We start from the raw sequence: 20,389 nt of genomic DNA, 5'->3' as shown, positions 1-20,389 counted from the left end.
GGGTTTCCCCTTTGTGACGGCGCATGCCCGTCCCGCTTGCCTTGCGGGCCATCGTCAACGGCGATGGAGTGCTTCGTCAACGCAGACTTTGCCAGGCGGCCGCGCGCAGGCACGCTGTAATCCGTGCTTCATTTCCCCGCAATTTCCGCAGGATTCAAACCATGAGTGATATGAGGGAGCGCGTCGTCGTGACCGAAGTCGGCATGCGCGACGGTCTGCAAAGCATTGCGCGAACCATGCCCACCGAATTCAAGCGGCGCTGGATCGACGCCGCGTATGCCGCCGGCGTGCGGCATATGGAAGTGGCGTCCTTCGTGCCGGCGAAGCTGTTGCCGCAAATGGCCGACGCCGACGAGGTCATCGCCCACGCGCTCGGCTATGAGGACCTGATCGTCACGGCGCTCGTCCCCAACCTGAAGGGCGCGCAGCGCGCGCTCGAAGCGGGCGTGCACCGGATCGTCGCGCCGATTTCCGTGAGCACCGCGCACAGCCTCGCGAACGTGCGCAAGACGCCGGCTGAAATGATCGACGCCTTCGCGGCAATGCGCGAGGCAATCGACAGCGCGGCGAGCCATGCGTCAGATAGAGCCGCGCGGCGCGTGCAATTGATCGCCGGTTTGTCGACGGTATTCGGCTGCACGCTGCAAGGCGCGGTGCCTTACGAGGACATCGCTGCGATCGCGCGCGCCGCCGTGCATGCAGGCGCCGATGTCATCGCGCTCGGCGACACCACCGGTGAAGCGACGCCGCGCCAGGTCGGCGAGATCATCGAACTCGTGCGCGGCGTGGCCGGCGAGAAGCTGCGCTCGCTGCATTTTCATGACACGCGCGGGCTCGGTCTCGCGAATACGCTGATCGCGCTGCAACACGGCATTCGTGAATTCGACGCGTCGCTCGCCGGGCTCGGCGGCTGCCCGCACGCGCCTGGCGCGACCGGCAACGTGAACACCGAAGACCTTGTCTTCATGCTCGACAGCATGGGTTACGAGACGGGCATCGACCTGACGCATCTTATCGCGTCGCGCGACGTGCTCGCCGACGCCTTGCCGGGCGAGCCGCTGTACGGCTATCTCGCGCGCGCCGGTGTGCCGAAGCAGTTTGAGCGCTCGCCAGCCATTGAACCCTCATCTCCTTCCTGCTCGCAGGTGCTGCAATGAACGCCTCTTCTTCTACCGTGACTTCCGCTTCCGACGCGCCGCAAACCGCCTTGCCGCTGGCCGGCATTCGTGTGATCGAGCTCTCGCATATGGTGATGGGCCCGACTTGCGGAATGATTCTCGGCGACCTCGGTGCCGAAGTCATCAAGGTCGAGCCGCCGCGCGGCGACGGCACGCGCCGTTTGCTCGGCACCGGCGCGGGCTTTTTCCGCACTTTCAATCGCAACAAGAAGAGTGTCGCGCTCGATCTCGACACCGAAGCGGGACTCGCCGCGCTGCATGAACTTGTCGATACCGCCGATGTGTTCGTCGAGAACTTCAAGCCTGGCCGCATGGCGAGCCTCGGTCTCGACTATGCGTCGCTGCGCGAGCGCAATCCGAAACTGATCTACGTATCGCACAAGGGCTTTCTGAACGGGCCGTACGAGCATCGGCTCGCGCTCGACGAAGTCGTGCAGATGATGGCGGGCCTCGCCTATATGACAGGCCCGGTAGGCCGTCCGCTGCGTGCCGGCAGTTCGGTCAACGACATCATGGGCGGCATGTTCGGCGCGATCGGCGTGCTCGCCGCGCTGCACGAACGGCATGCGAGCGGGCGCGGCAAGGAAGTGCAGAGCGCGCTCTTCGAGAACTGCGTGCTGCTGTCTGCGCAGCACATGCAGCAATATGCGGCGACCGGCGTTGCACCGGCGCCGATGCCTGAGCGCATCAGCGCATGGGCCGTCTACGACGTGTTCACGCTCGCCAACAACGAGCAGATGTTCATTGCCGCGACCGGCGACGGTCAATGGCGCGCGTTGTGCGGCATTCTCGGCCGCGCGGATCTGCTCGCCGACCCGCGTCTCGCGACCAACAACGACCGCGTGCTCGCGCGCGCGTGGCTGTTGCAGACGCTCGGCGAAACGCTGCGCCAATTCGAGGGCGCCGCGCTCGTGCCGCAATTCGAGCGCGACCATATTCCGTTTGCGTCGATCGTGAAGCCCGAAGAACTGTTCGACGATCCGCATCTGAACGAAAGCGGCGGCCTCGCGCGTCTCACGCTCGAGGACGGCAGCGAAACCGCCATGCCCTTGCTGCCCATTTCGATCGACGGCGCGCGTTTGCAGCCGCGTCAACCGATTGCGAAGATCGGCGAGCACACGGCAGAGGTGCTGCGCGAGCTCGGTTACGACGAGGCGCGGATTGCAGCCGTCACATCGGCGCCGAGCGGTTCGGCTCAGATGCCGCGCGAAGCCGCCTGAGCGGGCGGCTTGGCGGGCGCGGCTCGTGTCGCGCATGAGATCAATCAGGTTCATCCGGCGAGAGACCGGCATTCAAGGAGACAGACGATGAAGTCGTCGAATCAAACGGTATATGCAACAGCGCTCGGCGATGCCGGCGCGCTTGGCGTGCCGGCGGGCGCGGGCGCGTCGGCGGGCAGCCGTGCCGAAGACATCGCACTGGGCGGCGCGCGCATTTCGGCGCGGCTCGACCGCCTGCCTGCCACGCGTTCCATCTGGAAGCTCGTCATGTTGCTGAGCCTCGGGCTCTTTTTCGAACTGTATGACCTGATGTTCTCCGGCTACATCGCGCCGGGACTCGTGAAGAGCGGCATTCTTACCGCGACGACGCATGGCCTCTTTGGCACGAGCGGTGTCGCGAGTTTCATTGCCGCGCTGTTTGCAGGCCTCTTTATCGGCACCGCCGCGTGCGGTTTTCTCGCCGACCGCTTCGGGCGGCGCGCCATCTTCACGTGGTCGCTGCTGTGGTACACCGCGGCCAACATCATCATGGCGTTTCAGGACACGGCGCTCGGGCTCAACGTGTGGCGCTTCATCGCGGGCATCGGCATTGGCGTGGAGATCGTGACGATCGGCACGTACATCTCCGAGCTCGTGCCGAAGCACGTGCGCGGCCGCGCTTCTGCTTGCTCGCAGGCGGTGGGCTTCTGCGCGGTGCCGATCGTCGCGTTCTTATCGTATCTGCTCGTGCCGCATCAGTACTTCGGTCTCGACGGCTGGCGTCTCGTCGTGCTGACGGGGGTGGTGGGCGCGGTCGTCGTATGGTGGATTCGCCTTGGCTTACCGGAAAGCCCACGCTGGCTCGCGCAAAAAGGCCGTATCGACGAGGCCGACGCGATCATGACGCGGCTGGAAGCGCGGGTCGAGCGCGAATACGGACACGCACTGCCCGCACCCGCTGTGCCCGAGCCGGTGCGCGCACGCGCCGCTTTCCGCGATCTGCTCGCGCCGCCGTATCGCAAGCGCACGCTGATGCTGATCATCTTTCACGTGTTCCAGACAATGGGCTACTACGGCTTCGCCAACTGGATCCCGACGTTGCTGATCAAGCAGGGCATCACGGTCACGACGAGTCTGATGTACGCGAGCATCATCGCGGTGGCCGCGCCGCTCGGGCCGCTGCTCGGTTTGCTGATTGCGGACCGCTTCGAGCGCAAGACGGTGATCGTCTGCATGGCTGCGGTCAATGTGGTGTGTGGCCTCCTGTTCAGCCAGGCGCGCGAGACGGTGTTGCTCGTGAGTCTCGGCGTGTGCCTCGTGCTCGCCGGCAATATCATTTCGTACAGCTATCACGCGTATCAGGCCGAGCTCTTTCCCACCAGCATCCGCGCGCGCGCCGTCGGTTTCGTCTATTCGTGGAGCCGTCTCTCGGCGATGTTCTCCGCGTTCGTGATCGCGGGATGTCTGAGGGAGTTTGGCGTGAACGGCGTGTTCGCCTTCATTTCCAGTGCCATGGTGATCGTCATGCTCGCGATCGGCACGCTGGGCCCGAAGACGAGCGATATCGCGCTGGAAGATATTTCGAAGTAGCGCGGGTTGTGCGCCGCGTCGTCCAGGCGCGCTGTTGCACGCGTCGATGTCTTTATTGCCGGGATGCGTCCATGGCGAGGCGCGAAGCGTCAAAACGATCGGCAAGATTTGCTTTGTTCGTATCTTTGCTGAATGTGCTGTCGCGCCCGTATTTTTCGGCTGCGGCGCGCGCGGTTTCGGTGAGAAAGAGGATGGCTGACTGCCGCGTCGGCGAGATTCGCATTCTGAGTGGGCGATACCGCTCATTCGTAAGCCGAAGAAGTCTTGGCCTTGGCGCAAATTTGCAGGATGTTGGGTGTAACGTTTTCCGGCGACGGTTGACGCCGCATCGGCGAGTCGCGGGTTTCGGAAACGACGCGCGTTAAATGCGCGCCACATACCAACTATCGGATGAGGGCGTCGAGTGAGCCGTTGCTCACGAGGGCGGCTTATCCTGCCGCCGCAAGGCGGGCGGTCATCAGAGAGATAAATCGTGAGGATTCTTCAACTGGTTCACGCACCACGATTGTCCGGGGCAGAAGTACTCGTAAAAGGTCTTGCCATTCACCATCAGCGCGCCGGGCACGAAGTCTGTATGACGTCGCTGCTGCCGCAGCAGGACGATTTCGTCGATATTCGCGCCGAGCTCAATGCAGCCGGCGTCATGTGCCGTTTTCCTTCGGTGCGGCATGGCCGGGTAGGCAAACTCGTGCACCTGTACCGCGTGGTACGCGAGTTCCGCCCGGATTTCATCATCGCGCACGCGACGCTTGCTGCGTTGTATGTGCGTCTTCTGCCGGTGCAGACGCCTATTGCATGGGTCATGCACTCGGGCGTCAACGACTTCGAAAACGGTGCGCTCAAGCGCGCCGAGCGCCTGCTGTCGCGGCGGGCCAGTGCCATTATCGGCGTCTCGCAGCAGAACATTGACGACTACATGCGCGAGATCGGCAGGCATCCGTCGATGGTTGTGATTCCTAATGGAGTGGACGCGTCGCTCTTTGCCGCGCACGATACCGCGCCCGCGCGGGACAGCGCCGTGCCGTCGAAGCAGATCGTTCAGCTTGGCCGCTATATAGAAGGGAAGAGCCAGCTGGACACCGTCCGCGCGTTCGAACGCGTGTTGCAGGTCGAGCCGGACGCGCGGTTGCTGCTGTGCGGCGTGGTCGAAGAGCTCGACTATCACCGGGCGGTCGTGGCGCTTGTCAGGCAGCTGGGTCTGGAAAGCAAGGTCGGCGTCTGCGGGCCGCGCTCGGACGTCGCCGCGGTGCTGCGCGCGTCGCGCGTCTTTGCGATGCCCTCGCGTTTCGAAGCACAGAGTATCGGTTTTCTCGAGGCGCTGGCCTCCGGCATTCCGGTCGTGGCTAACCGGATTCCGTCGTTCGGTTTCGCGAGCAACTTCGCGGGCGTTAGTCTCGTCGACACGACCGACGTCGAAGCGTATGGCCACGCGCTCGTCAACGCGCTCCACACGCCGCGCGCGCATCGGCAACTCGCCGGTTATACGCTGCACGATACCGCTGACCGTTATATGTCGATTGTGCGCAAGTTTGCCGAGCCGCTGCGGATCTCGGCCTGAACGTTTCGGCCGGCCGCGCGCGGGCTATGGCGCGAGCCGGTCGATCCTCACCGTCTCCGAGAAGAGCCCCGGCAGTTCGCCCAGATCCTGTGGCGTACCGAGTGCAAAGCCGTTTGTCAGCGGATAGCGCAAGAGCGCGGGAGCACCGCCTGTGAAGTAAAAGTCGCCAAGCGTGGCGTCCACTCTGCGGTACAGCACGAGTGCGGCGCCGTTTTTGTCGCGCACATAGGCCGGGAACACGTCGGACCACGACATGCCGCGCAGCGAAGCGACGTGAACGGGTTCGGCCGTTGGGTCGGCCATGTTGAGCGCGGCGATGTCGATCTGTGCGTCGGCGTCCGTGCCGTCAAGCCGCGGCGTGAGCAGCATGAGCGTGTCGCGATCGTCGCCGTGCAGCGATGCGACCGCCGTCTTCACGAAACCGGGCATGAAGTTGCGCGGCAACATCCTGCGTTCGCCGATGGTCATGCGAAGATTGTCGTTGCTGATGAGCGTGAGCGAGACGCGCTCCTGCACCGTCTCCAATGCGGCGAGCGACGCGCGCGAGCCTGAGTTGCCGAATGGCAGCAATGTGGCGTTCTGCGCGAGCCCCTTGGCCTCGGCAACCAGCACCGGCGCGACGGCCGCATCCGCTGTTCCGTTCGACGATGCGATCCATAGATCGAGTCCGCTATCGGCGCGCTTCTGGGCGATCAGCACGCCGGCCCGATGTGCGCCGGTGAAGTCCGCGGCCACGTATTGCTGCGTCAGCTCGGGCTTGAATGCGGGGCTCGTTTGCAGCCACAGGCGCGGCGCGTCGAAATGGCCGCCGGTGCTGCGCAGCAGCCAGAATGCGGTGCCGTTTGCGCGCGCGGTCACGATCATCAGGTCCGCTTTGCCGTCGCCGTCGAAGTCGCCCAATAGAAAGCGCGCGCTGTCAAAGCAGAGCTTGACGCCTGAGCAACTCGGCGCGGTGGCGCGCGGATCGAATGGGACAGATGCTGCATACCACAGCGCCGGCGGTTTGGTCTCGCCAAGCGCCGCGGCGTAGACGTTGAATCCGGGCCCGTCGTGCTGCCGCTGCACATAGACGGCAGACGGCTCACCCGTTCCCGTGACGTCGCCATACATGGCCGTGGCGAGCCGCAGGTCGTTTGCCTGGATGCGCTGTGTCGTGGCCCAGCGATAGCGCGTGGTGAGCCCCGTACAGCCGCGCATGGTCAGCTTGCCGCCGTTTTCGCCCAGGCAGTGACGCATCGGCGTGTAGACGAGGCCGAAGTCCCACGGCGTCCAGCGCTGCGCGAGATCCCATTGATCGCAGCTTTCCGGGCGCAGATAACCGTCGCGTTCCGCGATGCATTGCGACGTGGCCACACTCACGAGCGCCGCGTTACGCGCGTTGCCGGGATAGACCGTGAGCGGTTCCCATCGCCATTGCTGCGCAGGCGATCCGTTGCAGGCGGCGAGCGCAGGCGGCTGGCCGCTCACGCTCGCGGTTACGCAGCGGTTCGTCGCCACATTAAATAGCCTGATGGGACGCGCGACGAAATCCGGCACGCCGCGATCGCTTCGGTCCGCGAAGGCATAGCGTCGCGCGATCCAGTTGCCGTCCCATTGGAACTCGCCGAACACGTGCGAGGACTCGCTTCCGTCGATCGAAAAGTAGCTCGCCACGATATCGCGCTTGCGCTGCACCTCGGCAGCGGGGAGGTTGCCGGGCCAGCCGCCTGTCGGATAGGTCACGTGATAGACGATCGGCACGCTTTTACCGAGCGTCTGCGCGACATGACGCGTGATGCGCGCCGCGTAGATGTGATCGGGGTGCTCGATAAATGGTACGGTGTCCGGATTAAGTGTGTAGATCTGCGAGGCCTTGGCGAGTATCTCCCGCAAGGTGGCGGACAACGCATCCCGGTCATATTTCACGCGGGCCGAGCCGTCTGCGTTCATCGGATAGGTGGACAGCGTCGCGTGCTGTTCCCATAGCAGGCCGAGCGGCTCGCGGCCGCCGCGCACGCCGCCGCCCGGCAGCCGCACTTCGAGCAGGCGAACCTGTGGTCTCGCCTTCAGAACCATTTCGTGGACGAGCTTGCCGGCAATCTGAACGTTCGATTCATTCCAGACATCGGGCACGCCTGCCATGCGCGCGTAGGCGAGCCGCGAGGCCCGCTCGCGCGTCAGCACATAGGAGAAGTTCGCGCCGTTCGCGCCGCCGATCAGGTGCACGGTGGTGATGCACCATCCGGCATCGAGGCGCTCGGTGATTGCCGGGTCGACGAACAGCAAGTCGTCGTCGAGATGCGCGACGACTGTGACGAGCGTGCCCGCGCTGCAATTCGCGGCGCGCGCGCCCGCCGCAAACGCGGCCAGAAAAAATGCCGCGATGAGCGCAGTGCAGGCCCCCCGAACAAAACTGGCCGCCGATGGTCGCATGTGGATTCGAGCCGTCATGGTGGGCTCGATCATACTGCAATCATCTGACGATCCACGTTGCCGCGGTAACACTGCGCGAGAGCATTCAGGCGGGCCGCTTGCGCATGTGCCGCGGCATCGTCAACGGAAGTAGGCTTTGGTGTTGTCGTGTACGTCGTCGCGCGCGACCAGCTCCGCCGGCGTGAGCCACAGGTAGTCGCTGTGTTGATCGGGCCGGCCGAGCCGCTCGCTGTCCGCGAGCGAGAACGCGTAAGCCAGCACGATGTAATGTGTCGACACGCCAGGCTCGCCTGCGAAATTGTCGCTGTAGTGGTGTTCGAATACGCCCTCGAACCGGGCAGACGCGCGCGCGAGCTTCGCCACGCCGAGCTCGGCGTCGGCGATGCGCGAGAACGCGGCATCGAGCGTTTCGTCCTTCAGAATGCGCCCACCTGGGACGAACCATGTCCCGCGCGCGGGCCGGTTACGGCGATGGCCGATCAGAATGCGTCCGTCTGCATCACTAACGATCAGATCGATCGCCACGAGCGGCGTCAGACGAACAACGTCTAGAAAGTCGAGCTCCGTCAGCATGTCGGTTCCTGAGCGAGGGCGTCGTGCCTGGCGGTGTTTGCGTGGCGGCAGCCGCTAATAGTCGCCGCGGTTGTCGTCGTCGCGAGTCAGCTTGTCCGCCACGTAAGCGATCAGCAGCAGGAGCACGACCGTGCCGGCTGCCGCGAACACAAACGCGCCGATAATCGCCCCGACAATCGCGGCCAGCACCAGCATGATCCATCCAACGCTGTTCATCGGGCGGCTCCAGCGCGTCGATACAGATGCTAATTTCAGCGGTCCGGACTTTCTGTGCGCTACCTAGCTATTGCGCCGCGCGCGCCGGCAGGCGACTTGCCGGCAGACGGCGGCATGGGTTCGGGCACCTGGCGGGCGACATAGCCTTCCGGCGTCGTCACGGCGTCCTTGAATACCTCTGTGTTGTTCGACACGACGTAGAGAGGGGTAGGTGACAGCTTCACGCTCGCCAGGCCGTCGCGGTACGGTACTGGCGTCGCGTTGCCCATCATGTCGAGCGCCGTGACGGTGCCGCTCGTGCCCGGAGCGTCGACACGTAATCGATATTCGGCGCTTTGCCCCGCGTTAAAGCCGGTTTTAGCGCTCCACTTGTCGTTGTCGTGAATCCACAGCGCGGTGACGATCTTGCCGCCGCCGAGCCTCTGAAATACATAGCCATACACGCCTTTTGGCAGACCCTTGAGCGGGCCGAGCGTCGTCGTGCCGTCGACTATGCGCGTCATGGCCGCCACCGCGAGCGCGGCGGGCTTGGGGCTGATGCGTGACGGGCCGTAGGCGCCTTTGTCGTGCTCGAGTTCGAAGAAAATGCCGTAGCCCGGCGCGGCGTCCGGCATATCGGCGAGGTAGAACACATAGGTCATGTCGGCGCCCTCGCCGAGCAGGATCAGATGCGTGCGCGCGACGACCGCGGCTTGCGCATACAGCACATCGGCGCCCGGATAATGCTTGCCGTACGACTCGCCGATGTCGTAGCTGATGCCCGTTTCAGTGACAAAGAGCGGCGCGCCGGGTTTCAGGTATTGCCGCAGTTCATGGCGCAAGGCGCGCATGGAAGAAGCGAGCGCGCCCGGCACGGTGCCCTCATTGCGCGTGTCGGTTGCGCGTTCCGGCGGATGAGACGGCGTCGTGCCGATGTCGTAATAACCGTGCACCGTCATGCCATCCATATAGCGGCCGATGCCAAGCGGACCCAGGTGGCGCATCCACGTCACATTGCCTTGCACGGACGAATACGTGAGACCCATCACCACCGCATGCGGGTCCGTCTGATGGATGCCTTCCCACACGGCCTTGTACATCGCGATGAAATTGGCGTCGCTGTCGCGCCATGGCAATCCGCCGTCCGCGTCCGGCTCCCACGTCACCTGGTAATAGTTGTCGCGCTGCTTCGGGAAGTAGGTGGTGCGGACGCGGTTCGATTCCGCGCCGACCTTCGCCATGTAATCCTTCATCTGCGAAAGGGAAACCGGTGCATAGCTGTGGGTCTCCTTCGCCGTCGGGCTCGCCCATTTGGGAATGCCGTCGAGCTGAATGAGGCGCATGATGTCGCCGCGCTGCAAGTACGGCGTGAGCTGTTGGGTCGCGGGATCGAACGTGCCGGGCCTGTCGGGCTCTTCCATGTACCAGTTGCGGTTGTCGTTGACCCAGGTGAGACCGAGCGCGGTATAGACCGGCCGATAGCCGTCGCCGTCGCAGCAATGCTGGCCGGGCGCGAGGTAGGCGGTGCCCTGGCCGCCGAACCGGTGCAGATCTTCATAGGGAAAGCGCACGGCGGGCAATGTGGCTGCGGTATCGGGCAGCACGCCGAAGGTGGCGATGCCCGCGGGCCGCGTGCCGCGCGATTCCAGCTGACCATGCGCACGTTCAAGCGACGCCGACACGGCGAAATAACCCGCTACTGTGGACGTGCAACTGAGCGCCGACGATAGGGCGCCCGCTGCGACATTAAAACTGCCGCTTGCGCGCACAACATTCCACGTGTCGCGTATCTGCCAGTCAAGCGTGTCGCTTTGCGGCGCGCGCGTGGTGATGACGAGGCCGAACGGCTTCGATGCGGCAAAGAGGCGCGTGCCGTCGCCCGGCGTGTCGGCTTCGATCAGATCGCCGGACGGCGCGGCGCGCGTTTGCGAGGAAGGTGCGGAGCAGCGCAGGCTCCGGCCCACGGCTTCGGCTTGTTGCCGTGCCTCGGACACCTTCGCGTCGACACGTACGGACGATGCGCCGGCCGCCGCCGCGTTGCCTTGAACAGCGGGGACGCAGAGCGCGGCGGCGGCGACGGCGGCCCGCCATACGCGCGCGCGCATCGCGAACTGGCCTACAATGCTTCGCACTCCGCGATGTTTGTTTGAATCCGACATGTATTCCCCCGTGACGTTCGCGGCGCGTCTTGACGCACGAACGTCGTCAAACGGCTAGATCACCAGGCGCAAGCCGCCTGAGTGTAGTGTCCGTCGCCATATCTTGCGGAAAGCGCATAGTGCTTTTCGGCAATCTTATGGCGGTTTCTGACCGCCCTCCAGCGTGGTCTTATCGGCGGCGGGTCCGTCAATTGCGCTGTCTTCTTAACTGCGGTTATTGCGATGTTTCAGGACTGAAACATTAATCGCCGTATTTATATTGAATGCACCCAATAAGAACAAATTAAATAACTGAAAGGCTCCGTAAAGTGCCTATATTAGACACTGCTTCGTGTAATTGAAGCAGGCGGTTTCTATCGTCAGCCGAAACCCGCGCGGCAAGTTCCACGGGAAAGATCGGCCGCCGGGAGACATTATCTGTTAAATGGCGCATGACAGGTAAAAACCGCTTTGTATGTCGCCCTTCGACATGTGGATTGAATTGTAACCGCCCTTTTTTGAGTAGCGATGCAGTGTGCGGTGGCGAACGAAATCGGCATTGGGTTTGCACTAACATTCGCACAACGCCAATTCAATGATATGCGGAATCGGCAATTAATTCGGTGCAATCCGGTGGCGGCAGAATATTGCCGAAAATGCACCGGCCAGCCACTCCCGTCAATGCGCCAACATGTCAGCACTATCGGTCATGGCGGCTAAATACTTGACGGCTCGTGGCTATGATGCACTGCTCAGAGGTCGGCCCGGTGAGGCCGTTGATGGTGAAAGTAAATCCGTTTCCGGTGAGGATAGCTATGACCTGCGCGAGTCTCGAGTCTTCCATGCTGCGTTGGGTGCATGCACCGAACAAAGGCATGCGTCGCATCGCGATCCTGATGTTCAACGACTGCTCGCTGCAAGGTGCTGGCGTCGTAGCCGAAGTGTTTCAGGCGGCGAATGAACTGGCTTCCTCGAGCGCGAGCGGCTGTTCCTACGACGTCTGTTTCCTCTCGGCCGACGGCGGCATGGTGACTTCGTCGTCGGCTCTCAGAGTGTGGACGGACGGACTCGACGCAAGACATTACAGCGGCTTTGACGCGTTGTACGTAGCCGGCGGCAAAGGCGCAATTGCCGCTGCGAGGGACGAACGGCTGATCGCCTGGTTGCGCCGCGTGCGGCACAACACCGGAATGATCCGCCCGATCGCGGAAGGCCGCGCGCTGCTCGATGCCGCCTATGTGCCGGATGCACAGGAGAGCCAGGCATTGCAGGAGTCGTCGAAAGCATCCCGCCAGGCCGAGCAGACCGCGGATGCAGGCGATCGCCTCGAGTCGATGCGAAGCGCGCTCGCGATGATCAAGCGCGACCTGGGCGCCGCGACCGCGCGCACGGTGGCGGAGCGCCTGCTCGCCGATTCGTGCTCGAACCTCGCGCCGCTTCTGAGCGAAGACGGGGCGCTCACGCCGGGTGACAAGGTGCGGGCCGCCGCCCGGTGGCTGCAGGAAAACTGCCAGCAATCGATTTCGATTGCAGACGCCGCGCAGTTTGCGGCGATGAGCGAACGCAACTTCCTGCGCCGCTTCAAGATGGAAATGGGCATCACGCCCTCGAGTTTTTTGCTGCATGAGCGCCTTGCCGTGACATGCAGCCTGTTGACTGAATCTGAATTGCCGGTCGACAAAATTGCGCGCCGCACCGGCATGGGCAACGGCGATCGGCTCGCCAAGGTGTTCCGCAAACGCATGAGGATCTCGCCTACCGAGTTCCGGATACAGAGCCGCCGCATGGTGGGCCAGTAGCGTCGACGGGGCCAGCCGGAGGCCGCTCGCTGCACGCGGTCTCCGGCGTCTGTTCTGGTGGTTTCAAAGCATCATAAGGATTACGAATATGTTGACTCAGGGAGCTGGAAACAAAACATCGCCCAATGCCGGCGATGACGCTGTCGGCGCGCGATGCACGCGCATTGTCCCGGTCATTCTCGCGGGTGGCTCGGGTACGCGGCTGTGGCCGGTGTCGCGCGAGAACTATCCGAAGCAGCTCATCGACGTGGTGGGCTCCGATTCGCTGCTGCAAGCCACCGCACGACGCATGAAAGATTTTCCCGCCGGCTGGCAGGTGGACGCTTCGCCGATCATCGTATGCGGTGAGGAGCACCGCTTCGTGATTGCCGAGCAACTGCACGAGAACGGTGTGGAGGCGCGGCTCATTGTCGAGCCGGCGCGCCGCGATACCGCACCCGCGTTGACGCTCGCCGCGTCGCTTGCATGTGCCGAAGGTCAGGACGGCATTCTCGTCGTGATGCCGGCCGACCATTCGATTGCCGACGTGAACGCGTTGCAGGCCGCGCTGGAAACGGCGGCAGGTTATGCGGAACGAGGCGCGATCGCGACGCTCGGCGTACCGCCGACGCGCCCCGATACGGGCTTCGGCTACATCCGCATCGGCGCCGCGCTGCGCGATGGCGCGCATGCGATCGACGGCTTCGTCGAAAAGCCCGCAGAGGAAATCGCCGCGCAATACGTGGCAGCGGGGACGTACTGGTGGAATAGCGGCATCTTCATCCTGCGCGCGAGCGTATGGCTCGATACGCTCAAGCGTCTGCAACCGGACATGCATGCGGCCTGCGAGCGCGCATTCGGCGGCGGCCGCAGTGAGGGCGCCTATTTCCGCCCGCTCGTCGATGAGTTTCTGAAGTCGCCGGCCGATTCGATCGACTATGCCGTGATGGAGCGCCTAAGCGAAGCAGCAGACGCCGCGAGCACCGACGCCGCGCAGCCAGCCGATGCAGTGCCGGCCGGCGTGGTCGTCAGGCTGGAAGCAGGCTGGTCCGATCTCGGTTCATGGGACGCCGTGTGGGCCGCCATGGAAAAAGACGCCAACGGCAACGCGGGACGTGGCCGCGTGACGTTCGAAGGCGCGGTGTCGAGCTATGCGCATTCGGAAGGGCGCCTCGTCGCGTGCGTCGGCACCACGAATGTGGTCGTGGTCGAAACCGCCGATGCCGTGCTCGTGGTGGACCGCTCGCACGTGCAGGACGTGAAGGGTCTCGTGTCGCGCATCAAGGCGCAGCACGCGCCGGAGGCGGACGCGCATCGCAAGGTGCATCGTCCCTGGGGCTTTTACGATTCGATCGATCACGGCGAGCGTTTTCAGGTCAAGCGCATCGTCGTGACGCCGGGCGCACAGCTTTCGCTGCAACTGCATCACCACCGCGCCGAACATTGGGTCGTGGTGCGCGGCACCGCGCTCGTCACGCGTGGCGACGAACAGTTCCTGCTGAGCGAGAACGAATCGACTTACATCCCGCTCGGCACGCGGCACCGGCTCGAAAACCCGGGGAAAGTGCCGCTCGAAATCATTGAAATCCAGTCGGGCACCTATCTGGGGGAAGACGACATCGTGCGATTCAACGACAACTACGGCCGCTGTTCATAGACAGCGTGCCGGCGGGTTGCGGACAGGAACGGCCAGTACGAGGTAAGCAAAATGCGCAGGTTTCAGGATTTACTCGCGCGAATGTTCGATGTCGCGCTGGTGCTCGCGGGGGCGGCGGTCGCGTCGCAGATCCGCTTCGACTACCTCGCTCAATCCGGCTTCTATTGGGCGCTGGTGATGTTCGCGGCTGCCTTTGCGCTCGCCATCTTTCCGGCCTTCGGCGTGTATGAATCGTGGCGCGGCCGCTCGAAGCTCGCGCTGGCAGGCCAGGTGTCGCTCGCGTGGCTGATCGTGCAAGGCAGCGCGCTCGTGCTGATGTACTCGCTGCATCGCAGCGACTTCGTCTCGCGTTTGTGGTTTTCGTACTGGACTGCCGTGACGGGCGGGCTGCTGATCTCGTACCGGCTCATCACGCACGCGGTGCTGGCGCGGGCGCGCGGTGCAGGCATGAACCTGCATCAGGTGGCGATAGTCGGCAGCGGCTCGCAATGCGACGCGATCATCCGCCGCATCGAATCCGCACCGACCACGGGCTTTCGCGCGGCGGCGGTGTACAACACGAGCCCGCAGAAATCGCCGGTGACGAGTACGGGTGTGCCCGTTTTCGACACCGTGGATGCGCTCGCGGACTACATCCGCACGAACGATGTGCACGAACTGTGGCTGATGCTGTCGCTGGCGGAGGAGCCGCTCATCTGCTCGCTCGTCGGCGAATTTCGCGACGATCTGGTGAACATTCGCTTCATGCCGGACGTGCGCAGCCTCGCGCTCTTCGAGGGCAGCGGCGTGATCGACCTGCTCGGCGTGCCGGCCATCAATCTGGTCGCATCGCCGCTGTCGGCGAACTCGATGTTGAAGAAGGAGATCTTCGACCGCCTGTTCGCCGCGGCTGCGCTCATCTGTCTTGCGCCGCTTCTGGTGGCTATTGCAATTGCCGTGAAGCTTTCGTCACGTGGGCCGGTGTTCTTCAGGCAGAAGCGCAAGGGCGCGGACGGACGCGTCTTCACGATTTACAAATTCCGTTCGATGCGCCTGCACACAGAGGAAAAGGGCACCGTCAGGCAGGCGACGCGCAACGATCCACGTGTGACGAAAGTCGGCGCGTTCCTGCGTCGTACGAGCCTCGACGAACTGCCGCAGTTTTTTAACGTATTGCGTGGCGACATGTCGGTCGTGGGACCGCGTCCTCATGCGCTCGAGCACGACGACCTCTATCAGAAAGTGGTCGCGGGCTACATCCATCGCTATCGGATCAAGCCGGGCATTACAGGTTGGGCGCAGATCAACGGCTTTCGTGGCGAGACCGACCGCATCGAAAAGATGGAACGTCGCGTCGAACATGACCTGTACTACCTGGGACATTGGTCGTTCGCGCTCGACATGCGGATTATCGGCGCGACGATTGTCGCCGGACTGGTGCATCGAAACGCTTACTAGTTGTTAACAAAGCACGCAAGGCGGTGCCTCCTTCCGGGGACATTCGCTTTTGCGCAAGGAGGAAAAGTTATGAGCTCGCTTGGTACACGCACGGGAAGTCTCTCGGTTTTCGCTATCGCTGCACTGCTCGCGGGCTGCGCCGCCGCGCCAGGCCAGCGGATGGAAACGCCTGCCACGCTTCAGGAAACGGGCGGCGATTTCAGCAGCGAACCGTCACAGCAGCAGACGATACCAATTACCGATATCAATCTCGCGCTGCTGCGCAAGATGCATGCGGATCAGGCCGCTGCCCCGTTGCCGCCGGCTACGCTCGCGCTGTTCGGCAAGCCTGGTCCGTACCGCGTGGGCCCGGGCGACGTGCTGCAGATCGTCGTGTGGGATCACCCTGAACTCGCGGCGGCGCTCGGCCAACCCGCGCAGAACGCCAAGTCTTCGGACGCGGCCTCGGGCTTTCTCATCGACGAGAAGGGCGATGTGCAGTTTCCATATGCGGGCACCGTGCATGTGGCCGGCAAGGATGTCGGCACGATCCAGAAGGAGCTGTATAGCCGTTTGAGCAAGGTGTACCAGAAGCCGGAAGTGACCGTGCGTGTGGCGTCTTTCCGTAATGCGCAGGTTTTCATCGACGGCGAAGTGCGCACGCCGGGTGCCCAGTCGCTGAACGACATCACGATGTCGCTCACGAGCGCGATCAGCCAGAGCGGCGGCTTCAGCCCGAATGCGGACCGCAGCCGCGTCGAATTGATCCGCAACGGCGTGACGTATCAGCTGAACATGGACGACCTGCTCAAGCGCGGCCATAACCCGTCGAACATCTATCTGCAACCGGGCGACGCGGTTCGCGTGGCCTCGCGCGAAGACAGCGGCGTCTACGTGATGGGCGAGGTGAACAAGCCTGCAACTGTCACGCCGATGCGTAACGGTTCGCTCACGCTCTCGCAAGCCATTTCGGACAGCGGGAGCTTCGACCAGGCCACGGCTGCAACGCGGCAGCTGTTCGTGATCCGCAATTCGACGAGCGATTCGCCGCAGATTTACCACCTGGATGCAAGGTCGCCGGTTTCGATGATCCTCGCCAACCAGTTCGAGCTGCAGCCGAAGGACGTCGTGTACGTAGGCCAGGGTGGGCTGGTTCGTTTCAACCGTATCCTGAACCTGCTGCTGCCCGCGATCAACGCGGCTGTCACAGGTGTCGTCGTAGCGAAGTAAAGACCGTATAAAGCAAATCAGAAAAACCGCGGGTTATGCTGGGTGAGACCAAACATGGCTATCAACTTCGAGAACCGTTATACCGACGTGTCCGGACCGGACGAGTTGCATCTGTCGGACTATCTCCGCACGATCGTGCGGGGCTGGCGCACCATTGCAACGGTGACGCTGATCGCGCTCGCGCTGGGGTGCGCGTACGCGTTTCTTGCCCCGCCGACCTACCGGGCGGACGTGCTGTTCCACGTCGAGGACAAGACGGCGAATGCCAACGCGAATGGTAAGGAATCCTTGCCGCCGCTCACCGGCATGTTCGACACGAAACCGTCGACGGCAGCGGAGATCGAGCTGCTCAAGTCGCGTCTCGTGACGGAAGAAACCGTCAGGAAGCTGCACCTCGACATCACGGCGACGCCGCGCTATATGCCGGTTATCGGCGGCCTGATTGCGGGGCTGGTGAACGGGCAGTGGGGTTTCAAGCTGCCCCAGTTCATCAATCTGTCGGGCTACGCGTGGGGCAACGAGAGCATTTCGGTATCGCGCTTCGATACGTCGAAGGAGATGTACGACACGACGTTCACGCTGATCGCGGGCAACGACCGTTCGTACGTGCTGCGTGACAGGAACGGTATCGCGATCCTGTCCGGCCATGTCGGCGAAACGGTGGAGACCGATACGGCGGACGGTCCTATCGCATTGCGTGTCGACGCGCTGACCGGTGCGCCGGGCTCGCAATTCGAGCTGCAGCGCACGTCGACCTTGAGCGCCGTGGACCGTTTGCAGAAGGCGCTGGTCGTGCAGGAAACCGCCCTGCAATCCGGCGTGATTCGTGCGAGTCTCGAGGGTAGCGATAGCGGGTTGACCGCCGCGATCGTCAACAGCATGGCGCGTGAATTTGTGCGCCAGGACGTTGCAAGCCGCTCGACGGAAGCCGAACACATGCTCGCCTTCCTCGATCAGCAATTGCCGGGCTTGCGCAAGGAGCTCGACGAAGCGGAGCAGCGCTACAACAAGTTCCGCAATACCCACGGCACCGTCGATCTTGGCGAAGAGAGCCGCCTGCTGCTCCAGCAGATCGTCGACAACAAGACGAAGCTGCTCGACCTGCAAACGCAACGCGCCGAGATGTCGCAACGGTTCACGGCAAATCACCCGGCCGTGGCTTCACTCGATGCGCAGATCGCCGCGCTGCAAGGTGCGCAGGCCAACATGAACCGCAGCGTTTCGGTGATGCCCGACACGGAGCAGACCGCATTGCGTCTGTTGCGCGACGTGCATGTCGACACCGAGCTGTACACGAACCTCCTGAATAGCGCGCAGCAGTTGCGCGTGGCGAAAGCCGGCCAGGTCGGCAACGTGCGCGTGGTCGATTTCGCGGAAGCGCCCGATGAGCCGGTGCGTCCGAAGCGCGTGATTGCCATCCTCATTGCGCTGGGCGGCGGTCTCGTGCTCGGCATTCTGCTGACCTTCTTCAAGCGTGCCATGTACGGCGGCGTGGAACGTCCGGACGAACTGGAAGCGGTGCTCGGCGTGCCGGTGTTCGCGGTGGTGCCGCGCAGCCAGACGCAATTGCGGCTGCAGGAGAACGTGATGCTGCGCCGGCGCGGTCTGCATGTGCTCGCGCAGCAGGCGCCCGAAGATATCGCCGTGGAAGGTGTGCGCAATCTGCGAACCTCGCTGCAGCTTTCGCTCGACCATGCTGCGAATAACGTCGTGATGATCACGGGCTCGCGGCCCGATGCGGGCAAGTCGTTCCTGTCGGTGAATCTCGCGGCACTGGTCGCGTCGGCGAACAAACGCGTGCTGATTATCGACGGCGACATGCGGCGCGGCGACGTGCACTCGCACTTCGGCATCGCGCATCAGCCGGGCCTCTCTGACGTGCTGAGCGGCGGCGATCTGGGCGCGATGATCCAGCGCGACGTGTTGCCCGGTCTCGACGTGCTGGCAAAGGGCACGCTGCCTTCGCATCCGTCCGAGCTGCTGATGAGTTCGCGCTTCGAGTCGATGCTCGAAGAGCTGAAAACGCGTTACGACCTCGTGATCATCGATACGCCGCCGGTCCTTGCCGTGACCGACTCGACCCTGATCGGCAAGCATGCGGGCACGACGCTGCTGGTGGTTCGTCACGGCCGTCACCCGTTGAATGAAATTGCCGAGACCGCCAAGCGTCTTCGTAATGGCGGCGTCGGACTCAGAGGCGTACTGCTCACCGACGTGCCGCAGGAGGGGGCGTTCCTCGGCTCGGGTTATCAGGGCGGCTATTACGGGTACGACAGCATCGCGGGCTGAAATCGCGGCCGAGTTTCTCGCCACAAGTAGTCAAAATTCAACTGGAGAAGCCTTCATGAAACGCAAGGTCGCGCTGATCACGGGGATCACGGGGCAGGACGGGTCGTACCTCGCCGAGCTTTTGCTCGCCAAAAACTACGACGTGCACGGTATCAAACGCAGGTCGTCGCTGTTCAACACGGACCGGATCGATCACCTGTATCGCGATCCGCATGATCCCGAGCAGCACCTCTTTCTGCATCACGCCGATCTCACGGACTCCACCAGCATTCTGCGTGTGATCCAGCGCGTGGAGCCGGACGAAATCTACAATCTGGCGGCGCAAAGCCACGTCGCCGTTTCATTCGAAGAGCCGGAATACACAGCTAACGCCGACGGTCTTGGCGCTCTGCGCATTCTCGAGGCGATCCGAATCTTAGGTATGCAGAATAAGACGCGATTTTACCAGGCGTCGACGTCTGAGCTTTACGGCCTCGTGCAACAGGTACCGCAATCGGAAACCACGCCGTTCTATCCGCGCAGTCCGTACGCGGTAGCGAAGATGTTTGCGTACTGGACGACGGTGAACTATCGCGAGGCCTATGGTCTTTATGCATGCAACGGGATTCTGTTCAATCACGAATCGCCGGTGCGTGGTGAGACGTTCGTCACGCGCAAGATCACGCGCGCCATTGCGCGTATCGCGGTGGGCATGCAGAAGACGCTGTATCTCGGCAATCTGTCCGCGTTGCGCGATTGGGGCCATGCGCGCGATTACGTCGAGATGCAATGGCGCATGCTGCAACAGGATCAGCCTGAGGATTTCGTGATCGCCACCGGCGTGCAATACAGCGTGCGTCAATTTGTTCAGCATGCAGCCGCTGAATTGGGTGTGACGGTGCGCTTCGAAGGCTGTGGCGTCGACGAGATCGGCATTGTCGAGAGGGTAGAAGGACGCGAGACCCGGATGTCGCCGGGCGACGTGATCGTCCGTGTCGATCCGCGCTACTTCCGGCCGGCCGAAGTGGAGACGCTGCTCGGCGATCCATCGAAGGCGCATGCGAAGCTCGGCTGGCAGCCCACCACGTCGTTCGAATCGCTCGTGAAAGAGATGGTGCGCTCGGACTTCCAGATTGCACGTCGTGACGCGCTCGTCACGCTCGCCGGCTTCACGGCGCTCGAACATCACGAGTGATT

At 63.2% G+C, this 20,389-nt stretch carries 15 protein-coding genes; 10 read left to right on the top strand and 5 right to left on the bottom strand.

Annotated elements, in window-relative coordinates:
- The first annotated feature begins 161 nt into the window (after positions 1-161).
- From ACEN8U_RS29395 to ACEN8U_RS29385, 3 genes are all read left to right on the top strand, one after another.
- Positions 162-1,157 carry a hydroxymethylglutaryl-CoA lyase gene (locus tag ACEN8U_RS29395; protein ID WP_041744940.1) on the top strand — a complete coding sequence of 332 codons (996 nt, stop codon included), beginning with the start codon at positions 162-164 and terminating at the stop codon, positions 1,155-1,157.
- Positions 1,154-2,398 (top strand): CaiB/BaiF CoA-transferase family protein, encoded by a 1,245-nt coding sequence (locus ACEN8U_RS29390; protein WP_310105266.1) that lies wholly within the window; start codon positions 1,154-1,156, stop codon positions 2,396-2,398. Before ACEN8U_RS29395 ends, ACEN8U_RS29390 begins: the two co-directional genes overlap by 4 nt.
- A gap of 87 nt (positions 2,399-2,485) precedes the next feature.
- Entirely contained in the window at positions 2,486-3,967 is a 1,482-nt protein-coding gene (locus ACEN8U_RS29385; protein ID WP_310105268.1) for an MFS transporter, read from the top strand.
- Positions 3,968-4,019: 52 nt separating this feature from the next.
- On the opposite strand, the gene ACEN8U_RS29380 is transcribed toward ACEN8U_RS29385, so the two are convergent.
- Entirely contained in the window at positions 4,020-4,190 is a 171-nt protein-coding gene (locus tag ACEN8U_RS29380) for a hypothetical protein (RefSeq protein WP_310105270.1), read from the bottom strand.
- Between the two features lie 249 nt (positions 4,191-4,439).
- Between ACEN8U_RS29380 and ACEN8U_RS29375 the strand changes: the two genes are divergently transcribed.
- Positions 4,440-5,525, top strand: a complete 1,086-nt coding sequence (locus ACEN8U_RS29375) for a glycosyltransferase family 4 protein (protein WP_310105273.1) — start codon at positions 4,440-4,442, stop codon at positions 5,523-5,525.
- 24 nt (positions 5,526-5,549) lie between these two features.
- Here the strand turns inward: ACEN8U_RS29375 and ACEN8U_RS29370 are convergent, their stop codons facing one another.
- From ACEN8U_RS29370 to ACEN8U_RS29355, 4 genes are all read right to left on the bottom strand, one after another.
- On the bottom strand, positions 5,550-7,937 hold the full coding sequence (locus tag ACEN8U_RS29370) for an RICIN domain-containing protein (protein ID WP_310106333.1): 2,388 nt from the start codon (positions 7,935-7,937) through the stop codon (positions 5,550-5,552).
- A 120-nt stretch (positions 7,938-8,057) separates the two neighbouring features.
- Positions 8,058-8,510: a GDP-mannose mannosyl hydrolase gene (locus ACEN8U_RS29365; RefSeq protein WP_310105276.1), complete on the bottom strand. Its 453-nt coding sequence runs from the start codon at positions 8,508-8,510 to the stop codon at positions 8,058-8,060.
- 54 nt (positions 8,511-8,564) lie between these two features.
- Positions 8,565-8,726: a hypothetical protein gene (locus ACEN8U_RS29360; RefSeq protein ID WP_310105279.1), complete on the bottom strand. Its 162-nt coding sequence runs from the start codon at positions 8,724-8,726 to the stop codon at positions 8,565-8,567.
- A 59-nt stretch (positions 8,727-8,785) separates the two neighbouring features.
- Entirely contained in the window at positions 8,786-10,864 is a 2,079-nt protein-coding gene (locus tag ACEN8U_RS29355; RefSeq protein ID WP_310105282.1) for a hypothetical protein, read from the bottom strand.
- Positions 10,865-11,658: 794 nt separating this feature from the next.
- Here ACEN8U_RS29355 and ACEN8U_RS29350 point away from each other — a divergent pair.
- From ACEN8U_RS29350 to gmd, 6 genes are all read left to right on the top strand, one after another.
- Positions 11,659-12,642: a helix-turn-helix domain-containing protein gene (locus tag ACEN8U_RS29350; RefSeq protein ID WP_310105285.1), complete on the top strand. Its 984-nt coding sequence runs from the start codon at positions 11,659-11,661 to the stop codon at positions 12,640-12,642.
- Between the two features lie 88 nt (positions 12,643-12,730).
- Complete coding sequence (locus ACEN8U_RS29345; protein ID WP_310085185.1) at positions 12,731-14,278, top strand: mannose-1-phosphate guanylyltransferase/mannose-6-phosphate isomerase; 1,548 nt, start codon at positions 12,731-12,733, stop codon at positions 14,276-14,278.
- A 51-nt stretch (positions 14,279-14,329) separates the two neighbouring features.
- The gene (locus tag ACEN8U_RS29340; protein WP_041744945.1) at positions 14,330-15,715 is read left to right on the top strand and encodes an undecaprenyl-phosphate glucose phosphotransferase; all 1,386 of its coding nucleotides are present in this window, start codon (positions 14,330-14,332) and stop codon (positions 15,713-15,715) included.
- A 69-nt stretch (positions 15,716-15,784) separates the two neighbouring features.
- Positions 15,785-16,924 (top strand): polysaccharide biosynthesis/export family protein, encoded by a 1,140-nt coding sequence (locus tag ACEN8U_RS29335; RefSeq protein ID WP_013587247.1) that lies wholly within the window; start codon positions 15,785-15,787, stop codon positions 16,922-16,924.
- Between the two features lie 54 nt (positions 16,925-16,978).
- Complete coding sequence (locus tag ACEN8U_RS29330) at positions 16,979-19,213, top strand: polysaccharide biosynthesis tyrosine autokinase (protein ID WP_015001718.1); 2,235 nt, start codon at positions 16,979-16,981, stop codon at positions 19,211-19,213.
- A 55-nt stretch (positions 19,214-19,268) separates the two neighbouring features.
- A complete protein-coding gene (gene gmd, locus ACEN8U_RS29325; protein ID WP_310105293.1) occupies positions 19,269-20,387 on the top strand; it encodes a GDP-mannose 4,6-dehydratase in 1,119 nt (372 codons plus the stop codon).
- The last annotated feature ends 2 nt before the right edge of the window (positions 20,388-20,389 follow it).

This window comes from Paraburkholderia phenoliruptrix (genome assembly GCF_047325075.1).
GTDB lineage: Bacteria > Pseudomonadota > Gammaproteobacteria > Burkholderiales > Burkholderiaceae > Paraburkholderia > Paraburkholderia phenoliruptrix.
This window is presented reverse-complemented; position numbering and strand designations above follow the sequence as displayed.